Origin of the sequence: Micromonospora sp. DT53 (assembly GCF_049841535.1) — a bacterium.
Taxonomy (GTDB): domain Bacteria; phylum Actinomycetota; class Actinomycetes; order Mycobacteriales; family Micromonosporaceae; genus Micromonospora.
In genome coordinates this window covers 287,511-311,750 of the sequence record NZ_JBNCKM010000009.1, presented here as the reverse complement: position 1 = coordinate 311,750, position 24,240 = coordinate 287,511, and the positions used below count along the sequence as shown (strand labels likewise).

At 72.6% G+C, this 24,240-nt stretch carries 23 protein-coding genes and 2 pseudogenes; 8 read left to right on the top strand and 17 right to left on the bottom strand.

Annotation, left to right across the window (positions count from 1 at the left end; translation table 11 throughout):
• Nucleotides 1–25: 25 nt before the first annotated feature.
• Entirely contained in the window at nt 26–724 is a 699-nt protein-coding gene (locus tag ACLQ3B_RS26795; protein WP_425783455.1) for an SDR family oxidoreductase, read from the bottom strand.
• Nucleotides 725–873: 149 nt separating this feature from the next.
• Here ACLQ3B_RS26795 and htpG point away from each other — a divergent pair, with 149 nt between their 5' ends.
• Nucleotides 874–2,802, top strand: a complete 1,929-nt coding sequence (htpG, locus tag ACLQ3B_RS26790; RefSeq protein ID WP_425783454.1) for a molecular chaperone HtpG — start codon at nt 874–876, stop codon at nt 2,800–2,802.
• A gap of 50 nt (nt 2,803–2,852) precedes the next feature.
• Here the strand turns inward: htpG and ACLQ3B_RS26785 are convergent, their stop codons facing one another.
• Together ACLQ3B_RS26785 and ACLQ3B_RS26780 are read right to left on the bottom strand one after the other, a co-directional pair.
• Nucleotides 2,853–3,506 carry a response regulator transcription factor gene (locus tag ACLQ3B_RS26785; RefSeq protein ID WP_425783453.1) on the bottom strand — a complete coding sequence of 218 codons (654 nt, stop codon included), beginning with the start codon at nt 3,504–3,506 and terminating at the stop codon, nt 2,853–2,855.
• Nucleotides 3,506–4,609, bottom strand: a complete 1,104-nt coding sequence (locus tag ACLQ3B_RS26780; RefSeq protein WP_425783452.1) for a sensor histidine kinase — start codon at nt 4,607–4,609, stop codon at nt 3,506–3,508. The genes ACLQ3B_RS26785 and ACLQ3B_RS26780 overlap by 1 nt, the downstream gene beginning before the upstream one ends.
• A 109-nt stretch (nt 4,610–4,718) precedes the next feature.
• On the opposite strand from ACLQ3B_RS26780, the gene ACLQ3B_RS26775 reads away from it, so the two are divergent.
• The gene (locus tag ACLQ3B_RS26775) at nt 4,719–6,131 is read left to right on the top strand and encodes a nitrilase-related carbon-nitrogen hydrolase (RefSeq protein WP_425783451.1); all 1,413 of its coding nucleotides are present in this window, start codon (nt 4,719–4,721) and stop codon (nt 6,129–6,131) included.
• A gap of 149 nt (nt 6,132–6,280) precedes the next feature.
• Here the strand turns inward: ACLQ3B_RS26775 and ACLQ3B_RS26770 are convergent, their stop codons facing one another.
• The 3 genes and pseudogenes from ACLQ3B_RS26770 to ACLQ3B_RS26760 form a co-directional block, all read right to left on the bottom strand.
• Nucleotides 6,281–6,646 (bottom strand): hypothetical protein, encoded by a 366-nt coding sequence (locus ACLQ3B_RS26770; protein WP_425783450.1) that lies wholly within the window; start codon nt 6,644–6,646, stop codon nt 6,281–6,283.
• A 122-nt stretch (nt 6,647–6,768) separates the two neighbouring features.
• Nucleotides 6,769–7,363, bottom strand: a pseudogene (locus tag ACLQ3B_RS26765) (hypothetical protein).
• Nucleotides 7,364–7,420: 57 nt separating this feature from the next.
• A complete protein-coding gene (locus ACLQ3B_RS26760) occupies nt 7,421–7,891 on the bottom strand; it encodes a VOC family protein (protein WP_425783449.1) in 471 nt (156 codons plus the stop codon).
• 61 nt (nt 7,892–7,952) lie between these two features.
• On the opposite strand from ACLQ3B_RS26760, the gene ACLQ3B_RS26755 reads away from it, so the two are divergent.
• Nucleotides 7,953–8,930, top strand: coding sequence for a helix-turn-helix transcriptional regulator (locus ACLQ3B_RS26755; RefSeq protein ID WP_425783448.1), 978 nt, complete (start codon nt 7,953–7,955; stop codon nt 8,928–8,930).
• Here ACLQ3B_RS26755 and ACLQ3B_RS26750 read toward each other — a convergent pair.
• The 5 genes from ACLQ3B_RS26750 to ACLQ3B_RS26730 form a co-directional block, all read right to left on the bottom strand.
• Complete coding sequence (locus ACLQ3B_RS26750; RefSeq protein ID WP_425783447.1) at nt 8,822–9,418, bottom strand: GNAT family N-acetyltransferase; 597 nt, start codon at nt 9,416–9,418, stop codon at nt 8,822–8,824. The two genes, ACLQ3B_RS26755 and ACLQ3B_RS26750, sit on opposite strands and share 109 nt — an antisense overlap.
• Nucleotides 9,415–9,939 (bottom strand): GNAT family N-acetyltransferase, encoded by a 525-nt coding sequence (locus ACLQ3B_RS26745; RefSeq protein WP_425783446.1) that lies wholly within the window; start codon nt 9,937–9,939, stop codon nt 9,415–9,417. The genes ACLQ3B_RS26750 and ACLQ3B_RS26745 overlap by 4 nt, the downstream gene beginning before the upstream one ends.
• A gap of 224 nt (nt 9,940–10,163) precedes the next feature.
• Entirely contained in the window at nt 10,164–10,805 is a 642-nt protein-coding gene (locus ACLQ3B_RS26740) for a glutamate synthase-related protein (protein WP_425783445.1), read from the bottom strand.
• Nucleotides 10,805–11,248, bottom strand: a complete 444-nt coding sequence (locus tag ACLQ3B_RS26735; protein WP_425783444.1) for a glutamate synthase-related protein — start codon at nt 11,246–11,248, stop codon at nt 10,805–10,807. Before ACLQ3B_RS26735 ends, ACLQ3B_RS26740 begins: the two co-directional genes overlap by 1 nt.
• Before the next feature lie 269 nt (nt 11,249–11,517).
• Entirely contained in the window at nt 11,518–12,648 is a 1,131-nt protein-coding gene (locus ACLQ3B_RS26730; RefSeq protein ID WP_425783443.1) for a peptidoglycan recognition protein family protein, read from the bottom strand.
• Nucleotides 12,649–12,844: 196 nt separating this feature from the next.
• On the opposite strand from ACLQ3B_RS26730, the gene ACLQ3B_RS26725 reads away from it, so the two are divergent.
• Together ACLQ3B_RS26725 and ACLQ3B_RS26720 are read left to right on the top strand one after the other, a co-directional pair.
• On the top strand, nt 12,845–13,846 hold the full coding sequence (locus ACLQ3B_RS26725) for a mechanosensitive ion channel family protein (RefSeq protein ID WP_425783442.1): 1,002 nt from the start codon (nt 12,845–12,847) through the stop codon (nt 13,844–13,846).
• A 308-nt stretch (nt 13,847–14,154) separates the two neighbouring features.
• Entirely contained in the window at nt 14,155–15,480 is a 1,326-nt protein-coding gene (locus ACLQ3B_RS26720; RefSeq protein WP_425783441.1) for an MFS transporter, read from the top strand.
• 224 nt (nt 15,481–15,704) lie between these two features.
• Here the strand turns inward: ACLQ3B_RS26720 and ACLQ3B_RS26715 are convergent, their stop codons facing one another.
• Both ACLQ3B_RS26715 and ACLQ3B_RS26710 read right to left on the bottom strand, forming a co-directional pair.
• Nucleotides 15,705–16,121 (bottom strand): YchJ family metal-binding protein, encoded by a 417-nt coding sequence (locus ACLQ3B_RS26715; RefSeq protein ID WP_425783440.1) that lies wholly within the window; start codon nt 16,119–16,121, stop codon nt 15,705–15,707.
• Nucleotides 16,122–16,145: 24 nt separating this feature from the next.
• Nucleotides 16,146–16,913: an SGNH/GDSL hydrolase family protein gene (locus ACLQ3B_RS26710; protein ID WP_425783505.1), complete on the bottom strand. Its 768-nt coding sequence runs from the start codon at nt 16,911–16,913 to the stop codon at nt 16,146–16,148.
• 89 nt (nt 16,914–17,002) lie between these two features.
• Between ACLQ3B_RS26710 and ACLQ3B_RS26705 the strand changes: the two genes are divergently transcribed.
• On the top strand, nt 17,003–17,713 hold the full coding sequence (locus tag ACLQ3B_RS26705) for an MBL fold metallo-hydrolase (protein WP_425783439.1): 711 nt from the start codon (nt 17,003–17,005) through the stop codon (nt 17,711–17,713).
• A gap of 18 nt (nt 17,714–17,731) precedes the next feature.
• Here ACLQ3B_RS26705 and ACLQ3B_RS26700 read toward each other — a convergent pair whose 3' ends face one another.
• The 4 genes and pseudogenes from ACLQ3B_RS26700 to ACLQ3B_RS26685 all read right to left on the bottom strand — a co-directional run bounded on the left by ACLQ3B_RS26700 (nt 17,732) and on the right by ACLQ3B_RS26685 (nt 21,423).
• A complete protein-coding gene (locus tag ACLQ3B_RS26700) occupies nt 17,732–18,832 on the bottom strand; it encodes a magnesium and cobalt transport protein CorA (RefSeq protein ID WP_425783438.1) in 1,101 nt (366 codons plus the stop codon).
• Between the two features lie 153 nt (nt 18,833–18,985).
• Nucleotides 18,986–19,596: pseudogene (locus ACLQ3B_RS26695) on the bottom strand (class F sortase).
• An 86-nt stretch (nt 19,597–19,682) separates the two neighbouring features.
• Entirely contained in the window at nt 19,683–20,168 is a 486-nt protein-coding gene (locus tag ACLQ3B_RS26690; RefSeq protein ID WP_124775133.1) for a hypothetical protein, read from the bottom strand.
• Nucleotides 20,169–20,595: 427 nt separating this feature from the next.
• Nucleotides 20,596–21,423, bottom strand: a complete 828-nt coding sequence (locus tag ACLQ3B_RS26685; protein WP_425783437.1) for an ArsR/SmtB family transcription factor — start codon at nt 21,421–21,423, stop codon at nt 20,596–20,598.
• 178 nt (nt 21,424–21,601) lie between these two features.
• Between ACLQ3B_RS26685 and ACLQ3B_RS26680 the strand changes: the two genes are divergently transcribed.
• Entirely contained in the window at nt 21,602–22,837 is a 1,236-nt protein-coding gene (locus tag ACLQ3B_RS26680; protein ID WP_425783436.1) for an MFS transporter, read from the top strand.
• A gap of 55 nt (nt 22,838–22,892) precedes the next feature.
• Nucleotides 22,893–24,149 (top strand): lycopene cyclase family protein, encoded by a 1,257-nt coding sequence (locus ACLQ3B_RS26675; RefSeq protein ID WP_425783435.1) that lies wholly within the window; start codon nt 22,893–22,895, stop codon nt 24,147–24,149.
• The last annotated feature ends 91 nt before the right edge of the window (nt 24,150–24,240 follow it).

The following is a 24,240-nucleotide window of genomic DNA, read 5'->3' as shown; positions in this document are numbered from 1 at the left end:
CGGTGGCGGCCCGTCGCGTCGTGGGTCAGGGGAGCTGGGGGTAGAGCGCGGCGACGCCGCCGGCCAGCCCGGCCTGCACCTGGCGGCTGAGGTCGTCGGCGAGGATCTCGTACGCGTCGGCCTCGATGCCGTCCACGCCGATCCGGGCGACCGCCGCCGGATCGGACTTCGGGCCGGTGATGTCGGCGGCCATGTCGGTGTCGAGGTAGCCGACGTGCAGGCCGGAGACCCGGACGCCCCGGTCGGCGAGTTGGACGCGCAGCACGTTTGTCATCGCCCACTCGGCGGACTTGGCGGCGCTGTAGGCCGCGTGGGTCGGGGAGCCGAACCAGGACAGCACGGAGAGCACGTTGAGGATGGTTCCGCCGCCGTTGCCGGCGATGACCGGCGCGAACGCCCGGATGGTCGACAGGGTGCCGATGTAGTGGGTCTCCAGCTCCAGCCGGACGAGGTCCAGGTCGCCGTCGAGGAGGTCGGTCCGGGTGTCGATGCCGGCGTTGTTGATCAACAGGTTCACGCCGCCGGCCAGCTCGGCGGCGGCGGCCACCGAGGCCGGGTCGGTGATGTCGAGGCGGACCGGCGTCACGCCGGGCAGGTCGACGCTGTCGGGATTGCGGGCGCCGGCGTAGACGGTGGCGCCCCGGGCGAGGAGTTCGGCGGCCAGGTGTCGGCCGAGGCCACGGTTGGCGCCGGTGACGAGGGCGGTGCTTCCAGCAATCTTCATGGCCGCCACGCTATCCGCCTGACTTCTGTCGATCAAAGTCAGCTATCTCACCGAGGTGGGCCGACCGGATCGGGAATACGACCCGGACGCGGCCACAGCCGGACCGGTGACGACTCGTATCCTTTCCGCGAACCTCCGTACGAGCCGAGATGGGAGACGGTGTGAGCAACCAGGCCGAAACGTTGGAATTCCAGGCCGAGGCGCGTCAGCTCCTCCAGTTGGTGGTCCACTCCATCTATTCGAACAAGGACGTCTTCCTGCGGGAACTCATCTCGAACGCGTCCGACGCACTGGACAAGCTCCGGCTGGCCACCCTCGTCGACAAGGACCTCGTCGCCGACACGGACGACCTGCACGTCGCCCTGGAGATCGACCGCGACGCCCGCACCCTCACCGTGCGGGACAACGGCATCGGGATGACCCGCGACGAGGTCGTCCAGCTGATCGGCACGATCGCCAAGTCGGGCACCGCCGAGCTGCTGCGCCAGCTGCGCGAGTCCGCCGACGCCCACGCCTCGCAGGACCTCATCGGCCAGTTCGGCGTCGGCTTCTACGCCGCGTTCATGGTCGCCGACCGGGTCACCCTGCTGACCCGCAAGGCCGGCGAGAGCGGCGGCACCCGGTGGGAGTCCACCGGCGAGGGCACGTACTCGATCGAGGCGGTCGACGAGGCGCCGCCGGGCACCACGGTGACCCTGCACCTCAAGCCGGTCGACACCGAGGACAACCTGCACGACTACACCGCCGAGTGGACCGTCCGGGAAATCGTCAAGCGCTACTCCGACTTCATCGCCTGGCCGATCCGGATGAGCGTCGAACGGCCCGGCGCCGACGGCGAGGCCGCCACCAGCGAGGTGCAGACCCTCAACTCGATGAAGGCGCTCTGGGCGCGGCCCCGCGACGAGGTCGACGCCGCCGAGTACAACGAGTTCTACAAGCACGTCAGCCACGACTGGGCCGACCCGCTCGAGGTCGTGCACATGAAGGGCGAGGGCACCTTCGAGTACGAGGCGCTGCTGTTCCTGCCCAGCCACGCCCCACTGGACCTGTTCTCCCCACAGGGCCGCCGTGGCGTCCAGCTCTACGTCAAGCGCGTCTTCATCATGGACGACTGCGAGGCGCTGGTCCCGACCTACCTGCGCTTCGTCAAGGGCGTGGTCGACGCGCACGACCTGTCGCTGAACATCTCCCGGGAGATCCTCCAGCAGGACCGGCAGATCCAGATCGTCCGCCGCCGCCTGGTCAAGAAGGTCCTCGCCACGGTCAAGGACCTCAAGGCCAACCACGCCGAGCGCTACCGCACCTTCTGGACCGAGTTCGGCGCGGTGGTCAAGGAAGGGCTGATCGACGACACCGACAACCGGGACACCCTGCTGGACATCCTGTCGGTGGCCTCCACCAACGACCCGGCCGAGCCCACCGACCTGGCCGGCTACGTGTCGCGGATGAAGGACGGCCAGAGCGACATCTGGTACGCCACCGGCGAGTCCCGGGCCGCCATCGAGAACTCTCCGCACCTGGAGGCGTTCCGGGCCAAGGGCCACGAGGTGCTGCTGCTCACCGACCAGGTCGACGAGGTGTGGGTCGAGCGGGTCGGCACGTACGACGGTCGGCCGCTGCGCTCGATCGCCAAGGGCGAGATCGACCTGGACACGGACGAGGAGAAGCAGCAGGCCGAGGCCGAGCGCGAGCAGCAGCGACAGGAGTTCGCCGGGCTGCTCGGCTGGCTGGGGACCACCCTCACGGACAGCGTCCGGGAGGTTCGCCTGTCGTCGCGGCTGACCACCTCACCGGCCTGCGTCGTCGGCGACGCCCACGACCTCACCCCGACCCTGGAGAAGATGTACCGGGCGATGGGGCACGAGATTCCTGCGACCAAGCGGATCCTGGAGATCAACCCCGGGCACCCGCTGGTGTCCGGGCTGCGCAAGGCCCACGAGCAGGGCAGCGACCCCACCGCCCTGACCGAGACCGCCGAGCTGCTCTACGGCCTGGCGGTGCTCGCCGAGGGCGGTGAGCTGACCGACCCGGCCCGCTTCACCCGGACGCTCGCCGACCGGCTGGCGCGCACCCTGTAGTCGCCGTACCCCGGCCGGCGGGCCGCCCGAGCGGCGGGCCCGCCGGCCGGTCACCGGCCGGGGATCACCAGACCCGACTCGTAGGCGATCATCACCGCCTGGGCGCGGTCGCGCAGGTGCAGCTTGGTGAGCAGGTTGCCGACATGGGTCTTCACCGTGTGCTCGCTGAGGTGGTGGTGGGCGGCGATCTCGGCGTTGGACAGACCGGCCGCGATCAGCCGCAGCACGTCCGTCTCACGGGCGGTCAGGGCGGTCACCGCGGCGGCCAGGGCGGGGTCCGGATGGCCGCGCCGGTGCAGTTCGCCGATCACCCGGGCGGTGACGGCGGGGGCGAGCAGCGCGTCCCCGGCGGCGACCACGCGGACCGCGTTCACCAGGTCGGCGCGCGGGGCGTCCTTGAGCAGGAAACCGCTGGCGCCTGCGCGCAGGGCCGCGTACAGGTAGTCGTCGGTGTCGAACATGGTCAGGGCGAGCACCCGGCTCCGGGTGAGCGCGCAGACCTGGCGGGTCGCGGCGACACCGTCGAGGACGGGCATCCGCATGTCCATCAGGACGACGTCGGGACGGTGTTCGCGAGCGGCCCGCACGGCGGCCGCGCCGTCGGGGGCCTCGGCGACCACCTCGATGTCCGGCTCGGCGCCGAGGATGGTGGCGAACCCCGCCCGGAACAGGTCCTGATCGTCGGCGAGCACGACACGCAGCATCAGCGCACCGCCGGCGCCGACAGCGGCAGGGTGGCGGTGACCGTGAAGCCGTGCCCGTCGGAGGACGGGCCGGTGCGCAGTGTTCCGCCGCAGGCGTGGGCGCGCTCGCGCATGCCGACGATCCCGTACCCGGGCGGGCCGGCGTCGGAAGCCCCGTCGCCGCGGCCGTCGTCGCTGACGGACACGGTCAGCGAGCTGGCCGAGTGGTCCAGTCGGACGCGGACCGATCGTGCCCCGGCATGCCGCACCACGTTGGTCAGCGACTCCTGCACGATCCGGTAGGCGGCCACCCCGACGTCCGTGGGCGGCGTGAGCGGCGGGTCGGAGTCGACCTCGAGCACGGCGTCGAGACCTGCGGCGCGGACCCGTTCGACGAGGACGGGAAGGTGGTCCAGGCCCGGCTGGTCGAGTGGTTGGTCGGCGGGTTCGTGCAGGCTGCCCACCGCGCGGCGGAGCTGGACGACCGCGTCCCTGCCGGTGGCGGCGATCGTGGCGAACGCGGCATCGGCGCGATCCGGCTGGTGGCGGACCAGGAGAGGACCCGCCTCCGCCTGGACGACCATGACGCCGACCGCGTGGGTGAGGATGTCGTGCAGGTCGCGGGCGATACGTGTGCGTTCGCGCAGCACCGCCGCCGCACGCTCACCGGCGACGCGACGATCGCGTTCGGCGATGACCACGGCCTGGGCCCGCCGGGCCCGGGTGCTGGTGCCCAGCGCGTACGAGAAGAGGTAGGCGACCGACAGGTAACGCAGCACCTCCACGTCCAGGCGGGGATAGAGCAGCGAGACCAGCAGACCGGCGGCGGTGAGCGCGACGCCGAGCAGGCGGATCGGCAGGGAGGCCCGCGCCGCGAACGTGTAGAGGCAGACGAGCGGGCCCACCGGCAGCAGCGGGGGCGCGCCGAGCGAGGCAGAGACGGTCGTGGCGACGCCCACGACGACGGCGACCCGGATCAACGCCCGGTCCCGCCACAGCACCGGGACCGACGACGCTACCGCGAGCGGCAGCACCCACCACGCACGTGGCCCACCGGCCAGGGCAGGCAGCACGGTCGCGGCGACGGCGGCCACGGTGACGGCGAGATTGACGTACCGCTTCACGTCGGCAGTATCGTCCGGCCCGGGGCTCTGACGCCTCCCTCCACGGGACCAGATCGATCCGGGTTCACACGGCGATCCGCCCCGGTCGCCCGCGCCGCACGCTCGACGCATGATGACGATCCTCGCCACGCTCCTGAGTGGGCTGTTCTGGCTCGGCGGCACCGGGCTGCACCCGATCGCCGCGCTGACCTGGCTCGCCCCGCTCCCGCTGATCCTCGCCTCGACGCGGGTACGCCCGAGGACCGCGCTCGGCGCGACCGCCCTCGCCTGGTCGATCGGTCAGGGCGGCGTGCTCGGCTACTACCTCGACACCCTGCAACTACCCGTGCCCGCGGTCGCCGGTGTGGTCCTGCTCGGCCTCGGCCTGGCGGTCGGCACGGTCCTGCTCGCCCGCGTCCTGCTGCTGCGGGGACGAACAGTCCTCGCCGTCCTGGCCGTGCCGTCGCTCTGGGTACTGGGGGAGTACGCAGCGTCCCACCTGCTGCCGCACGGTGCCTGGTGGAGCCTCGCCTACACCCAGGCCGACGTCCGTCCGGTCATCCAGCTGACCTCGCTCACCGGCGTCTGGGGCGTCACCTACCTGCTGCTCGCCGTCCCGATCGCCCTCGCCGCCCTGCGCGGAAGCCCACGACCCGCGCTGACCTGCCTGCTCGCCCTCCTGCTCGGCGCCGGCGGGTGGTCGGTCTGGTCGCTGGGCCGTACCCCCGACCAGGCCGAGCCGCTGACCGTCGGGCTGGTGGCCCTGCGGCAACCCGAGGACGGGCTCCCGATCGACGAGCCGACCGGCCGTGAGCTGCTCGCCAGGTACGCCGCGCGGGTCGAGGGTCTGGTCGCGCGCGGGGCACGGATCGTCGTCCTGCCGGAGAAGGTGTTCGCCGTGTCGGACACGACGCTGCCCGTCCTCGTGGCCGCGCTCGGGCAGACCGGGGCTCAGGTCGTCGTCGGCGCGGTGCGGCGACAAGCCGGCAGGGCGAGCAACGTCGCGCTGGTGCTGGCACCCGGCGGCACCGTCACGACGTACGAGAAACAGCATCTGATCCCGGGCCTGGAGGACTGGATGACGCCGGGTGCCGACGACGTGCTGGTGGACGGGCGGTTCGGCGTCGCGATCTGCAAGGACCTCGACTATCCGGGCCTGGTCCGGCGGTATCGGACGCAGGGCGCGTCGGTGCTGCTCGTCCCCGCCCTGGACTTCACCTCCGACGGCTGGCTGCACGGACGGATGGCCCTGGTCCGGGGCGTCGAGAACGGGCTCGTCGTGGTCCGGGCCGCGGCGTTCGGCCGGACGACGGTCACCGATGCCGGCGGCCGGATGGTGGGCGAGGCCACCGCCGGTGACGCGGAGTTGCTGCTCGCCGCTCCGACGACCGGGTGGGGCACTGTCTATTCGCGTACCGGAGACTGGTTTCCGCTGTTGTCCGTGGCCCTGTTGGTCCTGGCCGTGGTTGGGGCGCTGTGGTGGCCGGCTACCAGCGGTTCCAGTGGGCGAACGCGTCCGCGTCGGCCCGCGGACCGGGCTTGAAGTCGGTGCCCAGGGTGTAGGCCACCGGGGTGAGGGCGACCTGCACGACCGTCGTGGCCTGGCCGCGCCACGACAGCTGAACGCTCGGCCGGACAACCGGCCGAGCGTTCGCCTGTGCGGTGCGGATCAGTGCAGGCGTCGGTGGCCCGTCACGCCGCGGAGGCGGCCTTCGATCCTCGGTGCGACGCCACCGGGCCGGCGTTCCAGCCCCAGCGGGGAGCCGGTACGGCCGCCGCGCGCCGCCCGTCCGTGTCGACGTCGTCGCTGTCGGGTCCGTCGATGGTCAGCCCGACCGAGTCGGGTGTGCTCCGGGCCAGTCGTAGTGAGTGCTCGGCGCCGGTGCGGGCCGCGCACGGCCAGGACTGCCCGGCGCACTGGAGGTTGCGGCACTGGCCCTCGTCGTCCGGCTCGTGTGCGCTCAGCACGTCGATCGCCAACTGCCAGAGCAGCGGGTCGGTCACGTCGTGTGGCCGTTCGACGTTGCGGCTCGGTCGGTTGCTGGTGTCCTCGGACATGGTGGGCCCCCCTCGTCAGGCTGTACCCCTCAAGGGTCACCCGTGAGCCGCCGGCTAAACCGCCGACCTGCTGTGATGTGTCTCTGGTCGCAGCTCGACTGCGGACGCCGCACGCGTATCGGTCAATCCGGCAGGAGCGGCGTCTCCACGCCGGGCTCCCGGCCGAGCAACACCGCCCGGGTGAGCGCCGCCGATCCGAACCGGTCGCGGACCGCGTCCGCAGCGTCCAGATCGGAGCCGGGGTCCGGCTGGAACGGCGGCTCAGGCTGGACCGGGTTGTCGTCGAGGTTGCCCACCGAGACACCGATCAATGTGACACCACGGCGATCGATCTCGGGCAGCGCGGTCGCGGTTGTGGGCCAACGCGTGCAGGTGCCGGCCGGCGCCCGCCCCGAGCAGCGACACCAGCGCCGCCTCACCGAGGCGGGCCACCTCCCCGACGGTACGGATCCGGCGTTCCCGCAGCTTGGCGGCCGTGACCGGGCCGACGCCCCAGAGCCGTTCCACAGGCAGTGGGTGCAGGAACGCCAGCCGACGCGCCTGCTGGCCGCCCATCGCGCTGCGGACGCCCCGCGCCTTCGCCTCGTAGCTGGCCGCGAGCACCACACCGCCACCGACGATCACCGGCCGCCCACGCAGGCGCGGGTCGTCGCGCTGCTCGACCGACGCGTAGAACGCGTCCAGGTCGGCGTGCAGGATGCTGGCGCCGGGCGACACGTACACATGTTCGCATGACGCCCGGCCGGCGCGGCAGTGAGCTGGGCGAACGTTCGATCAGTCCAGGCAGAACTCGTTGCCCTCGGGGTCGGCCATGATGAGATGACCGGCGCCCAGCGGGGGAGCGGGCTCGTGCCGAGCGAGCCGCTTGGCGCCGTGCGAGACGAGCCGCTCGGCCTCCGCCTCCAGGGCCGCCATGCGCGCGTCACCCTGCAGCCCGGGGGCCGCGCGGACGTCGAGGTGGACACGATTCTTCACCTGCTTGTGCTCCGGCACCCGCTGGAAGAACAGCCGTGGCCGCGAGCCCTCGGGGTCGACCACCGCCGACGCGTCGTTGCGGTTCTCCGGCGGCACGCCCATCGCGTCGAGGGCCTGGTCCCAGGACTCGAAGTTTCCGGGTGGGGCCTGCACCTGGTAGCCGAGCGTCTCGGCCCAGAACGTCGCCAACCGGGCCGGGTCGGCGCAGTCGAACGTGATCTGGACGTCGCGGGTCACCGTGGATCCCTGTCTCCTGATCTGGTCGGTCATGATCCCAGCCTCTCGCGGATAGCGGACAGGGTTGTTCCGCTATCCGTGCAACGATCGGCGAGTGACAGTCGAAGCGACGACCGAGCGGGTGCTGCGCCTGCTGGCGCTGCTGCAACGACGACTGTCCTGGACGGCCGCCGAGCTCGCCGCCGAGCTGGGGGTCACCGGCCGTTGCGTGCGCCGTGACGTGCAGCGTCTGCGTACGCTCGGCTATCCCGTGCACGCGGTGTCGGGCGTGGGCGGCGGCTATCAACTCGGTGCGGGCACCCGGCTGCCGCCGTTGCTCCTCGACGACGAGGAGGCGATCGCCACCGCGGTCTCCCTGCGGCTCGCCTCCGGAGGCACGATCGCCGGGGCGAGCGAGGCGGCGCTGCGGGCACTGGCGAAGCTCGACCAGGTGATGCCGTCGCGGCTACGCGCCGAGGTGCGGGCGGTGCACGGCTCCACCGACACCCTCATCGGCGCGGTCGCCGAGATCGACGCGGAGCTGCTGGTGACACTCGCACGGGCCTGTCGGGACGGGGTGCGCGTTCGATTCCACTACCCGGGCCGCGACGCTGGGGAGCGCGAGCGGACGGTCGAGCCGATCCGGATGGTCACGACCGGCCGCCGCTGGTATCTGATGGCCTGGGACGTCGACCGCGACGACTGGCGCACGTTCCGGCTGGACCGGATGCGCGCGACGGTGGCGACGACGTGGCGTTTCCCGGCGCGCGAGCACCCGGATCCGGTCACCTTCGTGCAGCGGGCCGTGACCGGGGCCCCGTACCGGTACGTCGCCCGGGTGCGGGTGCACGCCCCGGCCGACCAGGTGCGCGCGGTGGTCCCGCCCCAGGTGGGCAGGGTCGAGGACGACCGCGACGGGTGGTCCGTGCTGGTCGTCGGCGGCGACAACCTGGACTGGCTCGCCGCGCACCTCGCCCGGCTGGATCACGAGATGGAGGTGCTGGAGCCTCCCGAGCTGCGCGAGGCCGCGGGCCAGCTCGCCCGTCGCCTGGCGGTGCTGGCCGGTGCGCCGTCGGAGCCTGGCGCGCGGTGACGCAGCGTGTAGTGGCGCAGCGACACCGCGCTGCCGTCGGGAGCGGTCCACGGTGCCGTGCTGGTGCCGACACACTGCCATCCCTCGCGCTCGTACAGCGCAGCGGCCGCAGTGCCTGCGCCTGCCAACTCCAGCACCAGGTCCGTCGCGCGTTTGTCCGCCCACTGGCGGGCCCGGTTCAGCAGCGTGCTGCCCAGCGCCAACCCACGGGCTCTCGGCACCACGAAGAGACGAGCCACCTCGGCCGTCGGCCGGCCGGGCGGCCCGCCCACCTGATCGGGGATCCGATGCACCGCGACGTGTCCGACAACTGCCGCGTCGGCGTCGACCGCGACCCAGGCTCGCGCCGGGTGCGGCTCGCGCAGCCAGCGGTGCGGGTCGGCGGGCCAGTTCAGCGGGTACCCGTCGACCCGGTGAACCTCGGCGAGCGCCGCGACGCAGCCGTCCAGGTCGGTGGCGCGCCGCCGACGGATGGCGTGTCGGTTCACAGGTCGTCGAACGGGCCGGCGTAGCGGAACTCGCCACGGATCGACTCCCGCCACGCGTGCAGCGGTCGAGCCATGAAGTACTGCGGCCCCCACGGCTGCGGCGGGGTGACGCCCAACTCGACGGCGGGCCGGAACCCGAAGCGCGGGTAGTAGTCAGGATGCCCGAGCAGCACCACCAGCGGCTCGTCGCCCGCGTCGGCGGCACCGAGCACCGCGTGCATCAACGCGCTGCCGACCCCGCGCCGCTGCCAGTCGGGCAGCACGCCCAGCGGCCCCAGACCCAACGCCACAGGCGCACCGGCCACCAGGCCGCGGGTGGCCACCACGTGACCGACCACCCGGCCGTCCGAATCGGTCGCCACCAGGGAGTACGCGGGCAGCCAGCCCTCGTCGACGCGTAGCGCGTCGACGAGGGTCGCCTCGACCGGTACACCGTCACCGCCGTCGGCCCTGGCGAAGGCTGCGGAGTGCACCGCTCGAATGGCGTCGACGTCCGCTGGTGTCTCGCGTCTGATCAGCACCGCGCCACCATAGACGCGGCGTGTCACCTGCTCCACGCGTTATCGCGGCGCTTCGCGGACATGGCGGGAAAACGCTTGATGTCTGTGAGTCATCAAGATGCCGCACAGTCATCAAGCCGATCCGGGGTCAGGGCTTGCGACCCGAGCGACCGTGGACCAACCGCGGCATGCAGGCTGCCCCCGGGCCTGGGACGCCGGTCCGCGTTGGCTGGGCGGGCGTGCTCTCAGCCGACGGCGGTGGCCGAGGGTGGGGCGCTGCCGCCCCGGGGTGCCTCCGGGGCCATCAGCCGGATGATTTCCGCCTGGTCGGCGGGCGAGGGCAGCCCCCATTCCGGCCGGTAGCCGTACACCTCGTGCAGTGGGGTGGAGCGGGTGCGGCCGTCCAGGATCTCCACGGCGTCGGTGCCGATCAGGCCGGGGTGCTCGACGCCGCAGGCCTCGGCGACCTTTGTCAGGTCCCGGCGCAGCGTCCGCAGGTAGTTGGCCGCCCGGACCGACTTCGACGTCGGGTCCACGCCCCGGGCGAGCCACGCGTTCTGGGTGGCGACGCCGGTCGGGCAGGTGTCGGTGTGGCACTTCTGCGCCTGGACGCAGCCGATCGACAGCATCGCCTCCCGACCGACGTTGACCAGGTCGCAGCCGAGGGCGAACGCCACGATGGCGTTGTCCGGGAGGCCGAGCTTGCCGCCACCGACGAAGACCACCTTCTCGTGCAGGTCGTGCTCGGCGAAGATCTTGTAGACCCGGGAGAAGCCCTGCTGGAACGGCAGCGACACGGAGTCGGTGAAGATCAGTGGTGCGGCGCCGGTGCCGCCCTCACCGCCGTCGATCGTCACGAAGTCCACGCCTCGGCCGGTGTCGCGCATCAGGGTGGCCAGCTCCTGCCAGAAGCCCAGGTCGCCGCCCCGGGCAGCAGCCCACCGAGGCTGGGCTTGGCACCCTGACTCAGCTTGATCTCCAGTGCCCGCACCGGCGCGCCGGCGACCAGGTCCTTCAGCCGGTCGAGGCTGAACCGGCCGTGCTCGTCGCGGCAGCCGAAGTACGCCGTGCCGAGTTGGAAGACCAGCTCACCGCCGTTGCGGTGGTACGGCGACAGGCCACCCTCGCCGGTGTTCTGCAGGCAGCCGGCGAGGGCCGCCCCCTTGTTGAGCGCGGTGATGGCGTTGCCGGAGAGCGAGCCGAAGCTCATCCCGGAGATGTTGACGACCGACTCCGGTCGGAACGCCTTCGCGCGTCCCCGTGCCGCGCCGAGCACCTTCGCGCAGGGCAACCGCACGTCGTGCGCGGCGGTCGGTGCCGACGGCGGCACGGCTCGACCGAACGTGCGGTGTACTGCCGAAGCTCGGGCCCGATCGTCTCCAACAGGTAACGGGCGCGGCCGAGGACCGGGAAGTTGCGCAGCAGCGCGTGGTCGCGCTGGATCAGGTCCCGCGCGGCGAGCGCCGCGACGGCGGCGGCGACAGCGGGTACGGCTCGACGGGCCCAGGTCATGCCGGAACTCTTTCCGCCCTGGCGACGGATCAAACCGGTGAGCCGGCTGATGGCGGTGCGGGCGTGGCCCGCACCGCCACCACGGGCTCAGCGGTGCCGGAACGACTCGCGGACCGACCCGCCGACGACGGTGCACCACGTGCTCGTGCTGAGTTTGCCGTTGCGGGGCAGCCCGTGCAGCGCCTGGAGGTCCTGCACCGCCCGCCGGGTGGCGTGGTCGTACGCCCCGGTGACGGTGACCGCGTACCCCTTGGTGGCGAGGATTTCCTGCACGGCCGCGACCGGCGCACCGGCGGCGTGCTGGTCCAGCTCCGGGGCGAGGGTCTCCCAGGTCGGCGTGGTGAGGGTGGCGTCCACGTCCACCGCGATGCCGTTGCGGGCCTGCCAGTCCTGCACTGCCGTGACGGTCGCGGCGTCGAACGTGCCGCTGACGGTCACCGGGTAGCCCCGGTGGGCGAGCAGGTGCTGCACCACCCGGACCGAGGGGGAGTTGACGAAACGCCACAGGTCCGGCCAGCGGCGCGCCGGCACGTCACCGAGCCTGGTGCCGAGGGCGGTGTGCACCCGCCGCCGCAGCTCGGGGAACTGCCGGTAGAACGCCGCGCCCGGGCACTCGGTGGTGCGGAAGTCCCAGTGGCCGAAGATGTCGTGCGCGTGCAGCCCGTACTGCCGGCAGATCGTGACGCACAGCTTGACCAGCGAGTCGGTCAACGCCTTCGGCGGCGTCTCGGTGACGTAGGTGCCCTCGTTCTCGATGCCGATGGCCCGACCGTTCTCACCCGGACAGTGCGCCGAGATCATCTGTCGGTCGCCGGCCTCGAGTCGTTCCAGGCTGCCCCGGCGGCCCTCCAGCACGTAGCCGCCGCGGCTCACCGTGAAGTGCTGGCCGGTGTCCGACCAGCCGTTGCCGTCGATGTGCAGGTCCTGGCAGTCGTGAGCCAGCTTGACCGCCTGCTCGCGCGAGTAGTCGGTGACGTTCGGGAACGCCATGTGGTGCACGATGATCTTGTTGGTGGCGATGGCGCTCACCGCCAGCGGGTCCTTCGGCGGGCGGGCGGCCCACTCGTCGCAGCTGATGATCCAGTCCAGGTCGGTGCCCTGGGCGGCCTGTGCCGCGCCCGGGAAGGCGAGTTCGCTCCCGACGACGGCGACCGTGGCGGCGCCGAGGCCGGCCCGTAGCAGCGTCCGGCGATCTACTTCGGAATGATCGACGTGCATTGCATCTCCTCCTGCGGCCGACGGCGGGGGGATGAAAAGTAGCTCCAGTGGCCGCACGCACTCCGGAGAATATTGCCAAGACTCGCCCGCGCGCCAGAGGGCCGGCCGGCCAAATGATCAATTGTGTTTCCGCGCGTCGGGTCGGGGGTAGGTCCGGGACTGACCGTTCCGGCTGCCCCTCTTAAGGAATGACCAGATGAGTGACAACGTCAGCGACGCGGTGGGCGACGCTCTCCGCTCGGTGATGCTCTTCCTGCCCAAGGCCGTCGCCTTCCTGGCGATCCTGGTGGCCGGATGGCTGATCGCCAAGGCCGTACTGAAGATCGTGGAGAAGGTCCTCGAACGGGTGGGCTTCGACCGCGCCGTCGAACGCGGCGGCATCCGTCGCGCGTTGAGCCGCTCCCGGTACGACGCCAGCGACATCGTCGCCAAACTCGTCTACTACGCGGTGCTGCTGTTCACCCTTCAGCTCGCCTTCGGCATCTGGGGGCCGAACCCGATCTCCGACCTGCTCGGCGCGGTGATCTCGTGGCTGCCCCGGGCCTTCGTCGCGATAGTCATCGTCGTGGTCGCCGCCGCCATCGCCAACGCGGTCAAGGACATCATCAGCGGCGCGCTCGGCGGCCTGTCGTACGGCCGGGTGCTGGCCACCATCGCCTCCGTGTTCATCCTCGGCCTCGGCGTCATCGCCGCGCTGAACCAGATCGGCGTGGCCACCGCGGTCACCAGTCCGGTGCTGATCGCCGTGCTGGCCACGATCGGCGGCATCCTCGTCGTCGGTGTCGGCGGCGGTCTGATCCGTCCGATGCAGAGTCGTTGGGAGTCGTGGCTGACCCGGGCCGAGCGGGAGTCACAGCTCATCGCCGAGCACGCCCAGGCGTACCGGGCCGGTCGCCGCGACGCCGAGGCGGAACTGGCCCGCGCCTCGACCACCAGCAGCGGCGCGGAGGCCACCCAGGTGGTGCCCCGGCCGGCCGACCCGGAGGCCACCCAGGTGGTGACCCGCCCCGCCGACCCGGAGGCCACCCAGGTCGTGACCCGCCCCGCCGATTCGGAGGTCACGCAGGTGGTGGGCGCCGGTGTCGACCCCGAGGCGACCCAGGTGGTCACGGGCGGCATCGACCGCGCGGTGCCCGGGCAGCGCACCAGCGACGACAGCGAGGCCACCACCGTCATTCCGCCGATCGACCGGCGCTGACACCAGCGGTACGACGGCGGGGCGGGATCGATCTGATCCCGCCCCGCCTCTCGCTGTCCGCCCTCCGGCACGGTTCGCTCACCCGGCACGGTTCGCTCACCCGGCACGGTTCGCTCACCCGGCACGGTTCGCTCACCCGGCACGGTTCGCGCTGCTCGGCACGCCGAAAGCGCTGGCCGCAGTCGTGCGGGTTGTCTAGCATCGCGGGCATGACCTGGCGACATTGATCCAGCAGCGTAGGCCGATCCCGTGGGCCACCACGGTCACCGCACGTCCGGTGTCCGTCTCCACTCCCACGGGAAGGCCCCATGATCCCCATCGCCTCGCGCGTGCCCGACCCAGCGGTCCGTCGACTGACGGCGACCCTCTACGCGTACGCGTTCCTCAGCGATCTCGTCCTGCTCTACCCGCTGTACGTGGTGTTCTTCGCCGACACCGGGCTGTCGGTGGGGCAGATCGCGTCGCTCTTCGTCATCTGGTCCGCTGCCGGCATCCTGTTCGAGGTGCCCTCCGGCGCCTGGGCCGACGTGCTGTCCCGTCGGCTGCTGCTGTGCCTCGCCCCGCTGGTGGCCGCCGCCGGGTTCGCGCTGTGGGTGCTGGTGCCGTCGTACCCGGCGTTCGCAGTCGGCTTCCTGCTCTGGGGCGCCGGCGGCGCACTGGTCTCCGGTGCCCTGGAGGCGTTGGTCTGGACCGAGCTGGACCGGCTCGGCGCGGTCGACCGGTACGCCCGGGTGCTCGGGCGGGCGCGGACGGCGGGTGTGCTGGGCGTGGTGGTCTCCGGAGTGCTCGCCGGCCCGGTGCTCGCCGTCGGCGGGTACCCGTTGGTAGGCGCGGCCAGCGTGCTCGCCTGCCTGCTCGCCACGACCGTCGCCACCCGGTTCCCGGAACATTGCGCGCCCGCCGCCGTACGCGTTCCGGTCGCCGAGCCGGCAATGGCCGCCCGGCCGGTGGGCGCCGCACCACCCCGGCAGGACGAGCCCGCGAGCCCGGACGACGATGGCGACCTGGGGTGGTGGGACACGCTCCGGGCCGGAGTCTCGCAGGTCCGCACCCGTCCGCCGGTGCGGGCCGCCGTGCTGCTGGTGGCCGTGGTCGCCGCCGACTGGGGCGCCCTGGACGAGTACACCCCGCTGCTCGCCCTGGACACCGGCGTCGGGGCGCGGGCCGTACCCCTGCTGCTCCTGCTGCTCTGGGCCGGGGTGACAGTCGGCGGGCTGCTCGCCCCGGTGGGGGAGCGGCTGGGCAGCCGAGGCTACGCCGCGCTGCTGGGGCTGGTCGGCGTCGCGCTGGCCGGCGGCGCCCTGCTCCGGCACCCGGCGGGGTTCGTGCTGCTCGCGGTGGCCTTCGGGGCCGCGCAGCTGGCCACCGTGCTGGCCGACGCGCGGCTCCAGGCCCGGATCACCGGCACCAGCCGCGCCACCGTCACGTCCCTGGCCGGGATGGCCACCGACGTGCTGATCATCGTGACGTACGCCGGCTACGGCCTGCTCGCCACGGCGGCCGGCAACGCGGTGGCGTTCGCGCTGACCGCCGGGGCGTACCTCGTGGTGGCGTTGGTGCTGCTGACCCGCCGCCGGCGCCGGACGGCCGTGCCCGCAGGCGTCGCCGCGGCTCTGACGCCTGGCCCGGACTGACCGGGGTTCGGCGGATGCCGCCGCCGGACGCCCGCGGTCAGCCGGCCATGTGGAGGAACGACCACTGGTCCGTTCCCGCCAGTACGCCTTCAGCTCCGCGGCCTGCTCGGCCAGGTCAGCTTCTCGTGCAGGATGCCGACCCGGGCCTTCGACTCGCCGACCGCGTCGATGCCGACGACAATCCTTCGCCATTCGGGTCGGACCCGGCCCTCGCCACCCAGCCGTCAGGGCTGGTCACCGTCGACGTAGACCCACCGGCCGTCCTCGCGGACGAACCGGCTGAGTTCGGTCATCGTGCCGGGCCGGCCCGCGTCCCGGTAGTGGGCGTGGAACGTCACAGTGCCGGCGGTGTCGAGCAGGCCGCCCCGCTCGGTCTCCACGATCTCCAGGCGGGTCCACCGCTGCCCCGGGTCGAGCTCCAGGGAGGTGGGCCGGGTCGAGGAGTGCCAGCTACGCAGCAGGTAACCGGAGTCGCCGAGGGCGAAGGCGCTGAACCGGGAGCGCATCAACGCCTCGGCCGTCGCCGGTGCGTCGCCCTCGTGCGCCGGGGCGCAGCAGTCCGCGTACGCCCGGCCGGAGCCGCACGGGCACACCCGTCCCGCCGTCGCGTTGGCCCGCCGACGTCCCGCACCCTTACCCACGTCGCCAATCCTGCCGCACCCGTTCTAGTCGAGCAGCACCGGCAGCGGCACCGGCCGCTTGGCCACCCGGTCGTCGCCCGACGACCGGCCGCGCAGGTGCCGGACCAGCCAGGGCAGCAGGTGCCGGCGGGTCCAGGCCAGCTCGGCGCCGAACACCTCACCCCGGCGCCGCCGCGGTGCCGCCGGCAACGGCAGCTTCCAGGAGTCGTCGAACCCGGGCAGACCCGCCGTGTACGCCAGGGCTTGGGCGATCCGCTCGTGCCCGGCGCTGTTGGCGTGCAGCCGGTCGTCGCTCCACAGCCGGGGATCGGAGGACACCGGGTGGGCGCCCAGGTCGAGGAGGGTGGCGCCGGTCCGTGCGGTGGCGGCCCGCAGCGCCTCGTTGAGCGCCAGCATGCGACCCCGGAGCGGCCGGGCCAGCGGCATCACCGGTGCCGGATCCGGCATCGTGAACGTCAGTACGGTGGCCCCCTGCGCGACAAGTGCCTGCTGCATCGCCGCCACATCCCGGGCGACCTGGTCCGCGTCGAAGGAGGGGCGCAGCACGTCGTTCATGCCGGCGACCACGGTGGCCAGGTCGGGGGCGAGATCGAGGGCGGGCTGGAGCTGCTCGGCCCGGATCAGCGCGGTGGTCCGGCCACGGATGGCCAGGTTCGCGTACTCCAGGCCGCCCTGGGCGCGGGCCACCGCCAGGGCGAACCGGTCGGCCCAGCCCCGATAGCCACCGACACCGTCCGGGTCGTCGAGCCCCTCGGTGGTGCTGTCGCCGATCGCCACGTACCGCTGCCACATCACCCGCGCGAGGCTAGCCCCCCGTCAACTCGGGCGGGACCGCCGGTCGGTCGACAACGACAGTTGACGATCGTTCCTAGACTCGCGGCATGACGCGATCCCCTGCGGTGCCACTGGCGCCGAACGTGTGGCGTATCCCCACGGTGGGTCGTTCCGCCGTCAACTCGTACGCCTTCGTCGACGACGACGGCAGCGTCACGCTCGTCGACTGCGGGCTGGCCAAGGCGCCGGCCCGGATCGTCCGCGGGCTCGCGGCGATCGGTAAGGCGCCGGCGGACGTCACCCGGATCGTGCTCACCCACGCGCACCCCGACCACGCCGGCGGCGCGGCGGAGTTGGCCCGCCGCACCGGCGCCCCGGTCGCGGCGCACGCCGCCGACGTGCCGTACGCGGAGGCGGGTCATGCGCCGGTCAGCGACCCGACAGTGACCGGCGGTCGGCTCTTCGCCCGGCTCAACAGCGGCCGGTTTCCGGCGGTCGAGGTGGCCCAGCCGCTGGCCGACGGAGACCTGCTCGACGTCGGTGGTGGCCTGCGGGTGGTGCACACCCCCGGGCACTCGCCCGGGCATGTGTCGCTGCTGCACGAGCCGACCCGCCTGCTGATCACCGGTGACGCCGTGTTCAACGTGCTCGGCGTCCGTTGGCCGATGAAGTGGCTGTGCAGCGACTTTCAGATGACCCGGGAGACCGCGCACGTCCTCGGCGAGTTGGATTACGACCTCGCGGCCTTCACCCACGGCCCTGAGCTGACCGACAAACCCCGCGACCGCATCCGCGCGTTCCTCGCCGCGCACCGTTGAGCGGCCCTTCGGCGGGCGTCACAGCCAGCCGGAGCGGCGGAACAGGCGGTACAGGAACAGGGCCGCCGCCGCCATCAGGGTGACGGCCCCGGCGTAGCCGTAGCGCCAGGCCAGCTCGGGCATGTGGTCGAAGTTCATGCCGTAGATGCCGGCGATGCCGGTCTGGGTGGCCGCGATGGCCGCCCAGGCAGCGATCTTGCGCATGTCGTTGTTCTGCTCCACGGCGAGCTGCGCCAGCCGCGACTGGACGATCGAGGTGAGCAGGTCGTCGTATGCGGCCACCCGGTCCACCGCCCGGCTCAGCCGGCCGTCCACGTCGACGAACCAGCGGTGCAGGGCACGCGGCGGGCCGTCGGGTTCGAGCAGCGTACGCATCGGCGCCTGCAACGGCAGGACCGCCCGCTTGAACTCCACCACCTCCCGTTTGAGCTGGTAGATGTGCTGGATGTCGGTCGTGCGGTCGCGGGCGAACACCGCCTCCTCGACCCGCTCCAGGTCCCGTTCGACATGTCCGGCCACCTCCAGGTAGGAGTCGACCATGCGGGCGCAGACCGCGTACGCCACCGCCCACGGGCCGGCGGCCAGCAGCGCGGGGCGGCGCTCGATGTCGGCGCGGACGCTGCGCAGTGCACCGGCGGCGCCGTGCCGCACCGTGATGGCGAAGCGGTCACCGAGCAGCACCATGACGTCCCCGGTGTCGATCACCTCGGAGGTGTCGGTCAGCTCGGCGTGTTCCACGTACCCGGCGGTGCGCAGGACCAGCAGCGTGACCGGCCCTTGTCTTTGCACTGTGGGTCGGTGCCCGTCGGCGAGCGCCTGTTCCACGGTCAGCTCATCGAGACCGAAGGTCTGGCCGACCGCGGCGAGCACGGCCGGGCCCGGATCGTGGAGTCCCAGCCAGACGAAGGCGTCGCGGCCGCGCCGCGCCCGGGCGTACGCGTCGGCGTAGTGCGGCTGACCGGGCTCCCGGCGGCCGTTGACGTAGACGGCGCAGTCGACCACGGCGTCCGGGTTGGACCGACGGGGGGTGGGGGAGCTGCCCTCGACCCGTCCGAGCAGTCGACGGGCCAGGGCGCGTACGCCCCGACCGGTCCGGTCCCGTACCGGTCGCTGATCCACCGCGTGCCTCCCCGTCGCCGGCGCACCGTCCCGATCAGGGGATGGTGCCACCGCATTCTGCCGAGCAGGGTCCGGCTCGCGACAGTGGGGCGGTGACTCAGCGGGTGCGGGTGACTCAGGCGGTGCGGGTCGGCTCGGGCGGTGCGGGCCGGTTCAGGCGGTGCGGGTGGCGAAGACGACGATGTTGTCCACGTAGTTGCCGGTCGCGGCGTCGAACCGGCCGCCGCAGGTGATCAGACGCAGCCCGGCCGCGTCCGCCGGGCCGTAGACCAGTGAGGTGGGGAAGTCCTCCTTGGGTACGCCCGGACGTCGTCCACTGTGAACGTGGCGACCCGTGCGTCGGCGCGGGTGACCTGTACCTGCTGCCCGGCGCGGAGCCGACCGAGGTCGAAGAAGACCGCCGGGCCGGACGGCGAGTCGACGTGTCCCACCAGGACGGCGTTGCCGGTCTCGCCGGGGCTGACCCCGTGCCGGTACCAGCCGGCGACTGTGGGCCGATCCAGTGGCGGCACCTCCAGGACCCCGGCGGCGTCCGCGCCGACGGGGACGATGTCGGCGCGTACGTCGATCGCGGGGATCCGTACCCGGACCGGCGCGGCGGGTGGCAGCGGCGCCAGGTCCGGCGCGGGGTGGGTGCGGGTCGGCGCGTCGGCCGACGGTCGTGGTGGCCGCGCCGGGTCGGCGGTGAGGCCGACGGTGATCAGCCCGAGCCCGGTCACACCGAGCAGGGCGACCACGGCCGGTAGGGTCCGCCGCCACCACACGTGTGCACCTCCGTACCGGATCGTCGGGGTGCCCGCACCGGTGTCACCGGCGCGGGCACCCGTCTCAGGGATGGAGCGGTCGCCGATCAGGCGACAGTGGACACCGGACGACGCCGGCGGATCAGGATCACCGCGCCGGCGAGGGCGGTGCCGAGCAGTGTGCCGCCGGCGGCGAGAGCGCCGGTGTCACGGTTGTCGCCGCCGGAGCCGGCCGGCGCGCCGCCGATCGGGGTGACGGCGAACGTGGCCGTGCCGGCCGAGCTGCCGTCGCCGCAGGTCGCCGCCACCGTGTAGGTGCCCAGGGTGAACCCGGCGGTGAAGAGTTCGGCGCTCAGTCCGCCGCCGGCGGCGGCCGTGGTGGATCGGACGTTCTGGTCGCGGTTGGGGCCGGTGACCCGGAAGATGGCGTCACCCGACTTCGGGTTGCAGGTCGTCGCGGTGAGCACGACGGTCCCACCGACCGGGGTGGTGGCCGGTGACACAGTGGTGTCGGCCAGTGCGGCGCCTGGCAGCAGGAGCGTGCCGAGGCCCACGCCGAGCGCCGCCGAGCAGAGTGCTGTTGAGACCTTCATTCGCGTCTTCCCTCACTTTTCGTCCGCTGACTGCGTGGGACGTCGTTCGGGTGGCCAACTCCGTGACTAGCACCGGTGTGCCCAACACTAGGTGGGTTGGGTCCTCGATCAGGTGAAAATGAGAAATCCTCGTTGCCGTCACGTGTCCTCCCGAAGGCGGGGAGAGCTGCGGAAAGGCCCGGACGGCCCGACCGGCACCGGTGCTCCGATCGATGTCCATCCGGTCGGGCTGTCGTCGCTGTGTCGATGGCGAGGTATTGCCGCAGACGGCGGAAATGCACCGCCCGGCCGGGCGCGATCCGCCGCCGGCCACGGTCCAAGATCCGCACAGGAACCGGGATGTAGGTGCCACGCGCGGTCTGGAGGCCACTAAATCCCTGAAGTTGTGCGGATCTTCGACCGTGTCGCGCGTTGGTGCGCGGTCGGGTCAGCGGGCCGGAGTCGGGTCGGGCAGCGGCTCGCCGGTCTCCAGCAGGGTCTTGAGGCTGGCCAGCAACTCCGGCCAGCCGCCGCTGCCGTCGAGCTGGCCGCTGATCGCCAGGTGCATCTCACTGTCGGGGGAGAAGCCCCCGTGGATGACGGTCAGCCGGACGGTCGACCCGCTGTGCGGCTCGATCTCGAAGGTCACCGTCGACCGGCGTTCACCGAGCCGGGCGGCCAGTTCCTCGGCGGACCAGCCGAAGTGCTCGGCGTGCTCGGGCTGGAAGCCGTGCCAGCTGTAGGAGAGTCGGCGGTACGGCTCGGCGACGAGCACCCGCTGGCCGAGGTCGCGCGGCTCGCCGTCCGGTGCGTCCTGCCACAGCACTGGCGACCCGACCTGCCAGTCCGAAACCAGCGCGACTCCACCCCAGTAGCGACGGGTGAACGCCGGTTCGGTGAGCGCGGACCACAGTCGCTGCGCGGTGGTGGTGATGTAGGTGGTGTAGACGAAGGTCGGGCTCTCCATGGGTTGTCGCTCCAATGCGGTGGTCAGGTCGGCCAGTGTCGCTGCGCGCTCGCGGTCGTAGCGGCTGAGCCACCGGTCGGCGATGGCGTTGATCGGGGCGGCGTTGAGGTAGTGCAGCTTCTCCCGGCCGCGCCGCACGGTCGTGACGAGATTGGCCGCCTCCAGCACCGACAGGTGCTTGCTGACGGCCTGTCGGGTGCCGGTCAGCCCGTCGCACAGCTCCCGCAGGGTCTGGCCGTTGCGTTCGTTGAGCCGGTCCAGCAGTTGTCGCCTGCTGGGGTCGGCCAGCGCCCGGAACGCGTCGTCCATCGACCCTCCCCGCAACAGGCAACCATGTGGTTGCTTGTCAAGTTAGGCAACCAACGGGTTGCCTGTCAATCTGGCCGCGGGCGGCCTTCCGCCGGCCGGATAAATCCCCGTGCTGCCGGGGGAGACGCTGGTAGGTTCGCTCGCCGTGACACGGAACGTGGGAGCTGACCTGGGACCGGTGTTCGCCAGACTCTGGGCGGCGAGCACCTTATCGGCCCTGGGCAGCGGCCTGGCCACCGTCGCCGCGCCACTCTTCGTCGCGTCGCGTACCGACGACCCGCTCGTGGTCGCCGGGGCGTCAGCCGTGGCGTGGCTGCCCTGGCTGCTCTTCGCCCTGCCCGGCGGGGTGCTGGTGGACCGGATGGACCGGCGCCGCCTCATGATCGTCATCGACCTGGTCCGGGTGGTCGCGCTCGCCGTTCTGGCCACGGCGATCCTCACCGGCCACGGCGGGGTGGCCCTCCTGTACGCGGTGTTGTTCCTGGTCAACACCGGTGAGATCGTGTTCCGCGCGGCGAGCCAGGCCATGGTGCCGGTAGTGGTGCCGAGGCACCGTCTGGAGCGTGCCAACGGCTGGCTCAGCGGCGGCGCCACCCTCATGCACAGCATGCTCGCCGGCCCGCTCGGCGGCTTCCTGTTCGCGCTCTCGGCGGGCAGCCCGTTCCTGGTCAACGCCGTCACGTACGCCCTCAGCGCCGTACTGGTGGCGCTGATCGGCGGGGACTTCCGGGCCGCCGTCGGCGACACGCACGGACTCCGTACCCGCTCGATGGGCGGCGAGATCGTCGAAGGACTGCGCTGGCTGGCCAACCAGCGGCTGCTGCGCACGATGGCCGTGCTGATCGGCCTGCTCAACGTGACCCTCACCGCCGCGCTCGCGGTGCTGGTGCTGCTCGCCGGGGAGCGGCTGGGACTCGGATCCGTCGGCTACGGCCTGCTCTTCACCTGCATGGCCACCGGTGGGGTGCTCGGCGCCCTGCTCGGCGACCGGATCATCGCCCGGATCAGCGCCACCTGGACGATCCGGGTCGGCCTGCTCGTCGAGGCGGGGCTGCACCTGGCGTTGGCGGCGTCCCGCAGCACCGTCGTGGTCGGGTTCGCGCTGTTCGCCTTCGGCGTGCACGGCGGGCTGTGGAACATCGTGTCGAACTCACTGCGCCAACGACTCACCCCACCGCACCTGCAGGGCCGGGTGGCCAGCACGAACCTCTTCGTGGCGGCCGGCGGCAACTGCGTGGGCGCACTGATGGGTGGGCTGCTCGCCGCCCGATTCGGCATCACCGCGCCGTACTGGGTCGGGTTGGTGGTGGCGATCGGCGTCTCCGCCGCCACCTGGCAGGTCTTCAACCGCGCCGCTGTCGCGCGCGCCTACGCCGACCCGCCCCCGGTCGAGTCGCCCGCCCCGGTGGCCTGAGCGCCGTAGCGGCCCATCCGGTGGTGACGGGCGGTCGTGTGGCAGCGTGGTGCGGGTGACCGACTCCGCGCCGCTCGACGTCGACCTCGCGCTGCTCGGTGGCGGCGGCGCCGCGTCGTTGCTGCTCGCCGCGCTGGACCGGCACGGTGTCCGGGATCTGCGGATCGCCGTCGTCGACCCGGTGCGCCGACGCGGTCAGGACCGCACCTGGGCGTTCTGGGGTCACCCCGACACCGACCTCGACCCGCTGCTCAGCGCGAGCTGGCGGCAGGTCGAGGTGGCGACGGCGGCGCGGCGTCGCGTCCTGGACCTCACCCCGCTGCGGTACGCCATGCTCCGCTCCGGCCCGGTCTACGACCGGGCTGCCGACGCCGAGCGCCGCCTCGACGTCACCCGGATCGTCGCGCCCGCCGAGACGGTGCGCGACGACGGCACCCGGGTGCTGGTGCGTACCGGCGACGGGCGCGCCGTACGGGCCGCCTGGGTGCTCGACTCCCGCCCCCGTCCGCCGGCGCGAGCGGGGCGAACCACCTGGTTGCAGCACTTCCGGGGGTGGTGGCTGGAGGCTGACCGGCCGGTGTTCGACCCGACGCGTGCGGTGCTGATGGACTTCCGTACGCCGCAGCCGCCCCGGGGTGTCTCCTTCGGGTACGTGCTGCCGGTCAGCGACCGCTACGCCCTGGTCGAGTACACCGAGTTCTCGCCGGACCTGCTCACCGACGCCGGGTACGACGCGGCGCTGGCCGGCTACCGGGATCTGCTCGGGCTCGATCCGACCGGGCTGCGGGTGTGCGAGGTGGAGAACGGGGTGATCCCGATGACCGACGCGCCGTTCCCGGCCCGGCCCACCCCCCGCGTGGTCCGGCTCGGCACGGCCGGCGGCGCGACCCGCCCCTCCACCGGCTTCACCTTCTCCGCCATGTACCGCCAGGCCGACCAGGTGGCAGGCGCCCTCGCCGCGGGCCGCGCGCCGGTGCCCGCGGCGGCGTACCCGCCCCGGCACCGCTGGATGGACGCGGTGGCGCTGCGCGCGCTGGACCGGGGTGGGGTGAGCGGCCCCGAGTTCTTCGACCGGCTCTTCGACCGCAACCCGGCCGAGCGGGTGCTGCGCTTCCTCGACGGCGGCACCACCCCCGCCGAGGAGGTCGCGATCATGAATTCGACCCGGCTGTTGCCGATGATCGCCGCCACCGCAGGCGACGCCGCACACCGGGTCCGCGACCGGCTGCGCCCCACCCGGCCCGCACCGGCCATCCCGCCCGCCGTGGTCGGCTTCGAGCCCGGCGTGGGTGGAGCACCCCGTCTGACCTGACCGGCCTGGTGTGCGGCGCCGCCTGTCGAGCTGCCCCGGGAGTGGGGCACCGCGCGCCGGGGCCGACGCCTCGGCGCGTCGAGCTGCCCCG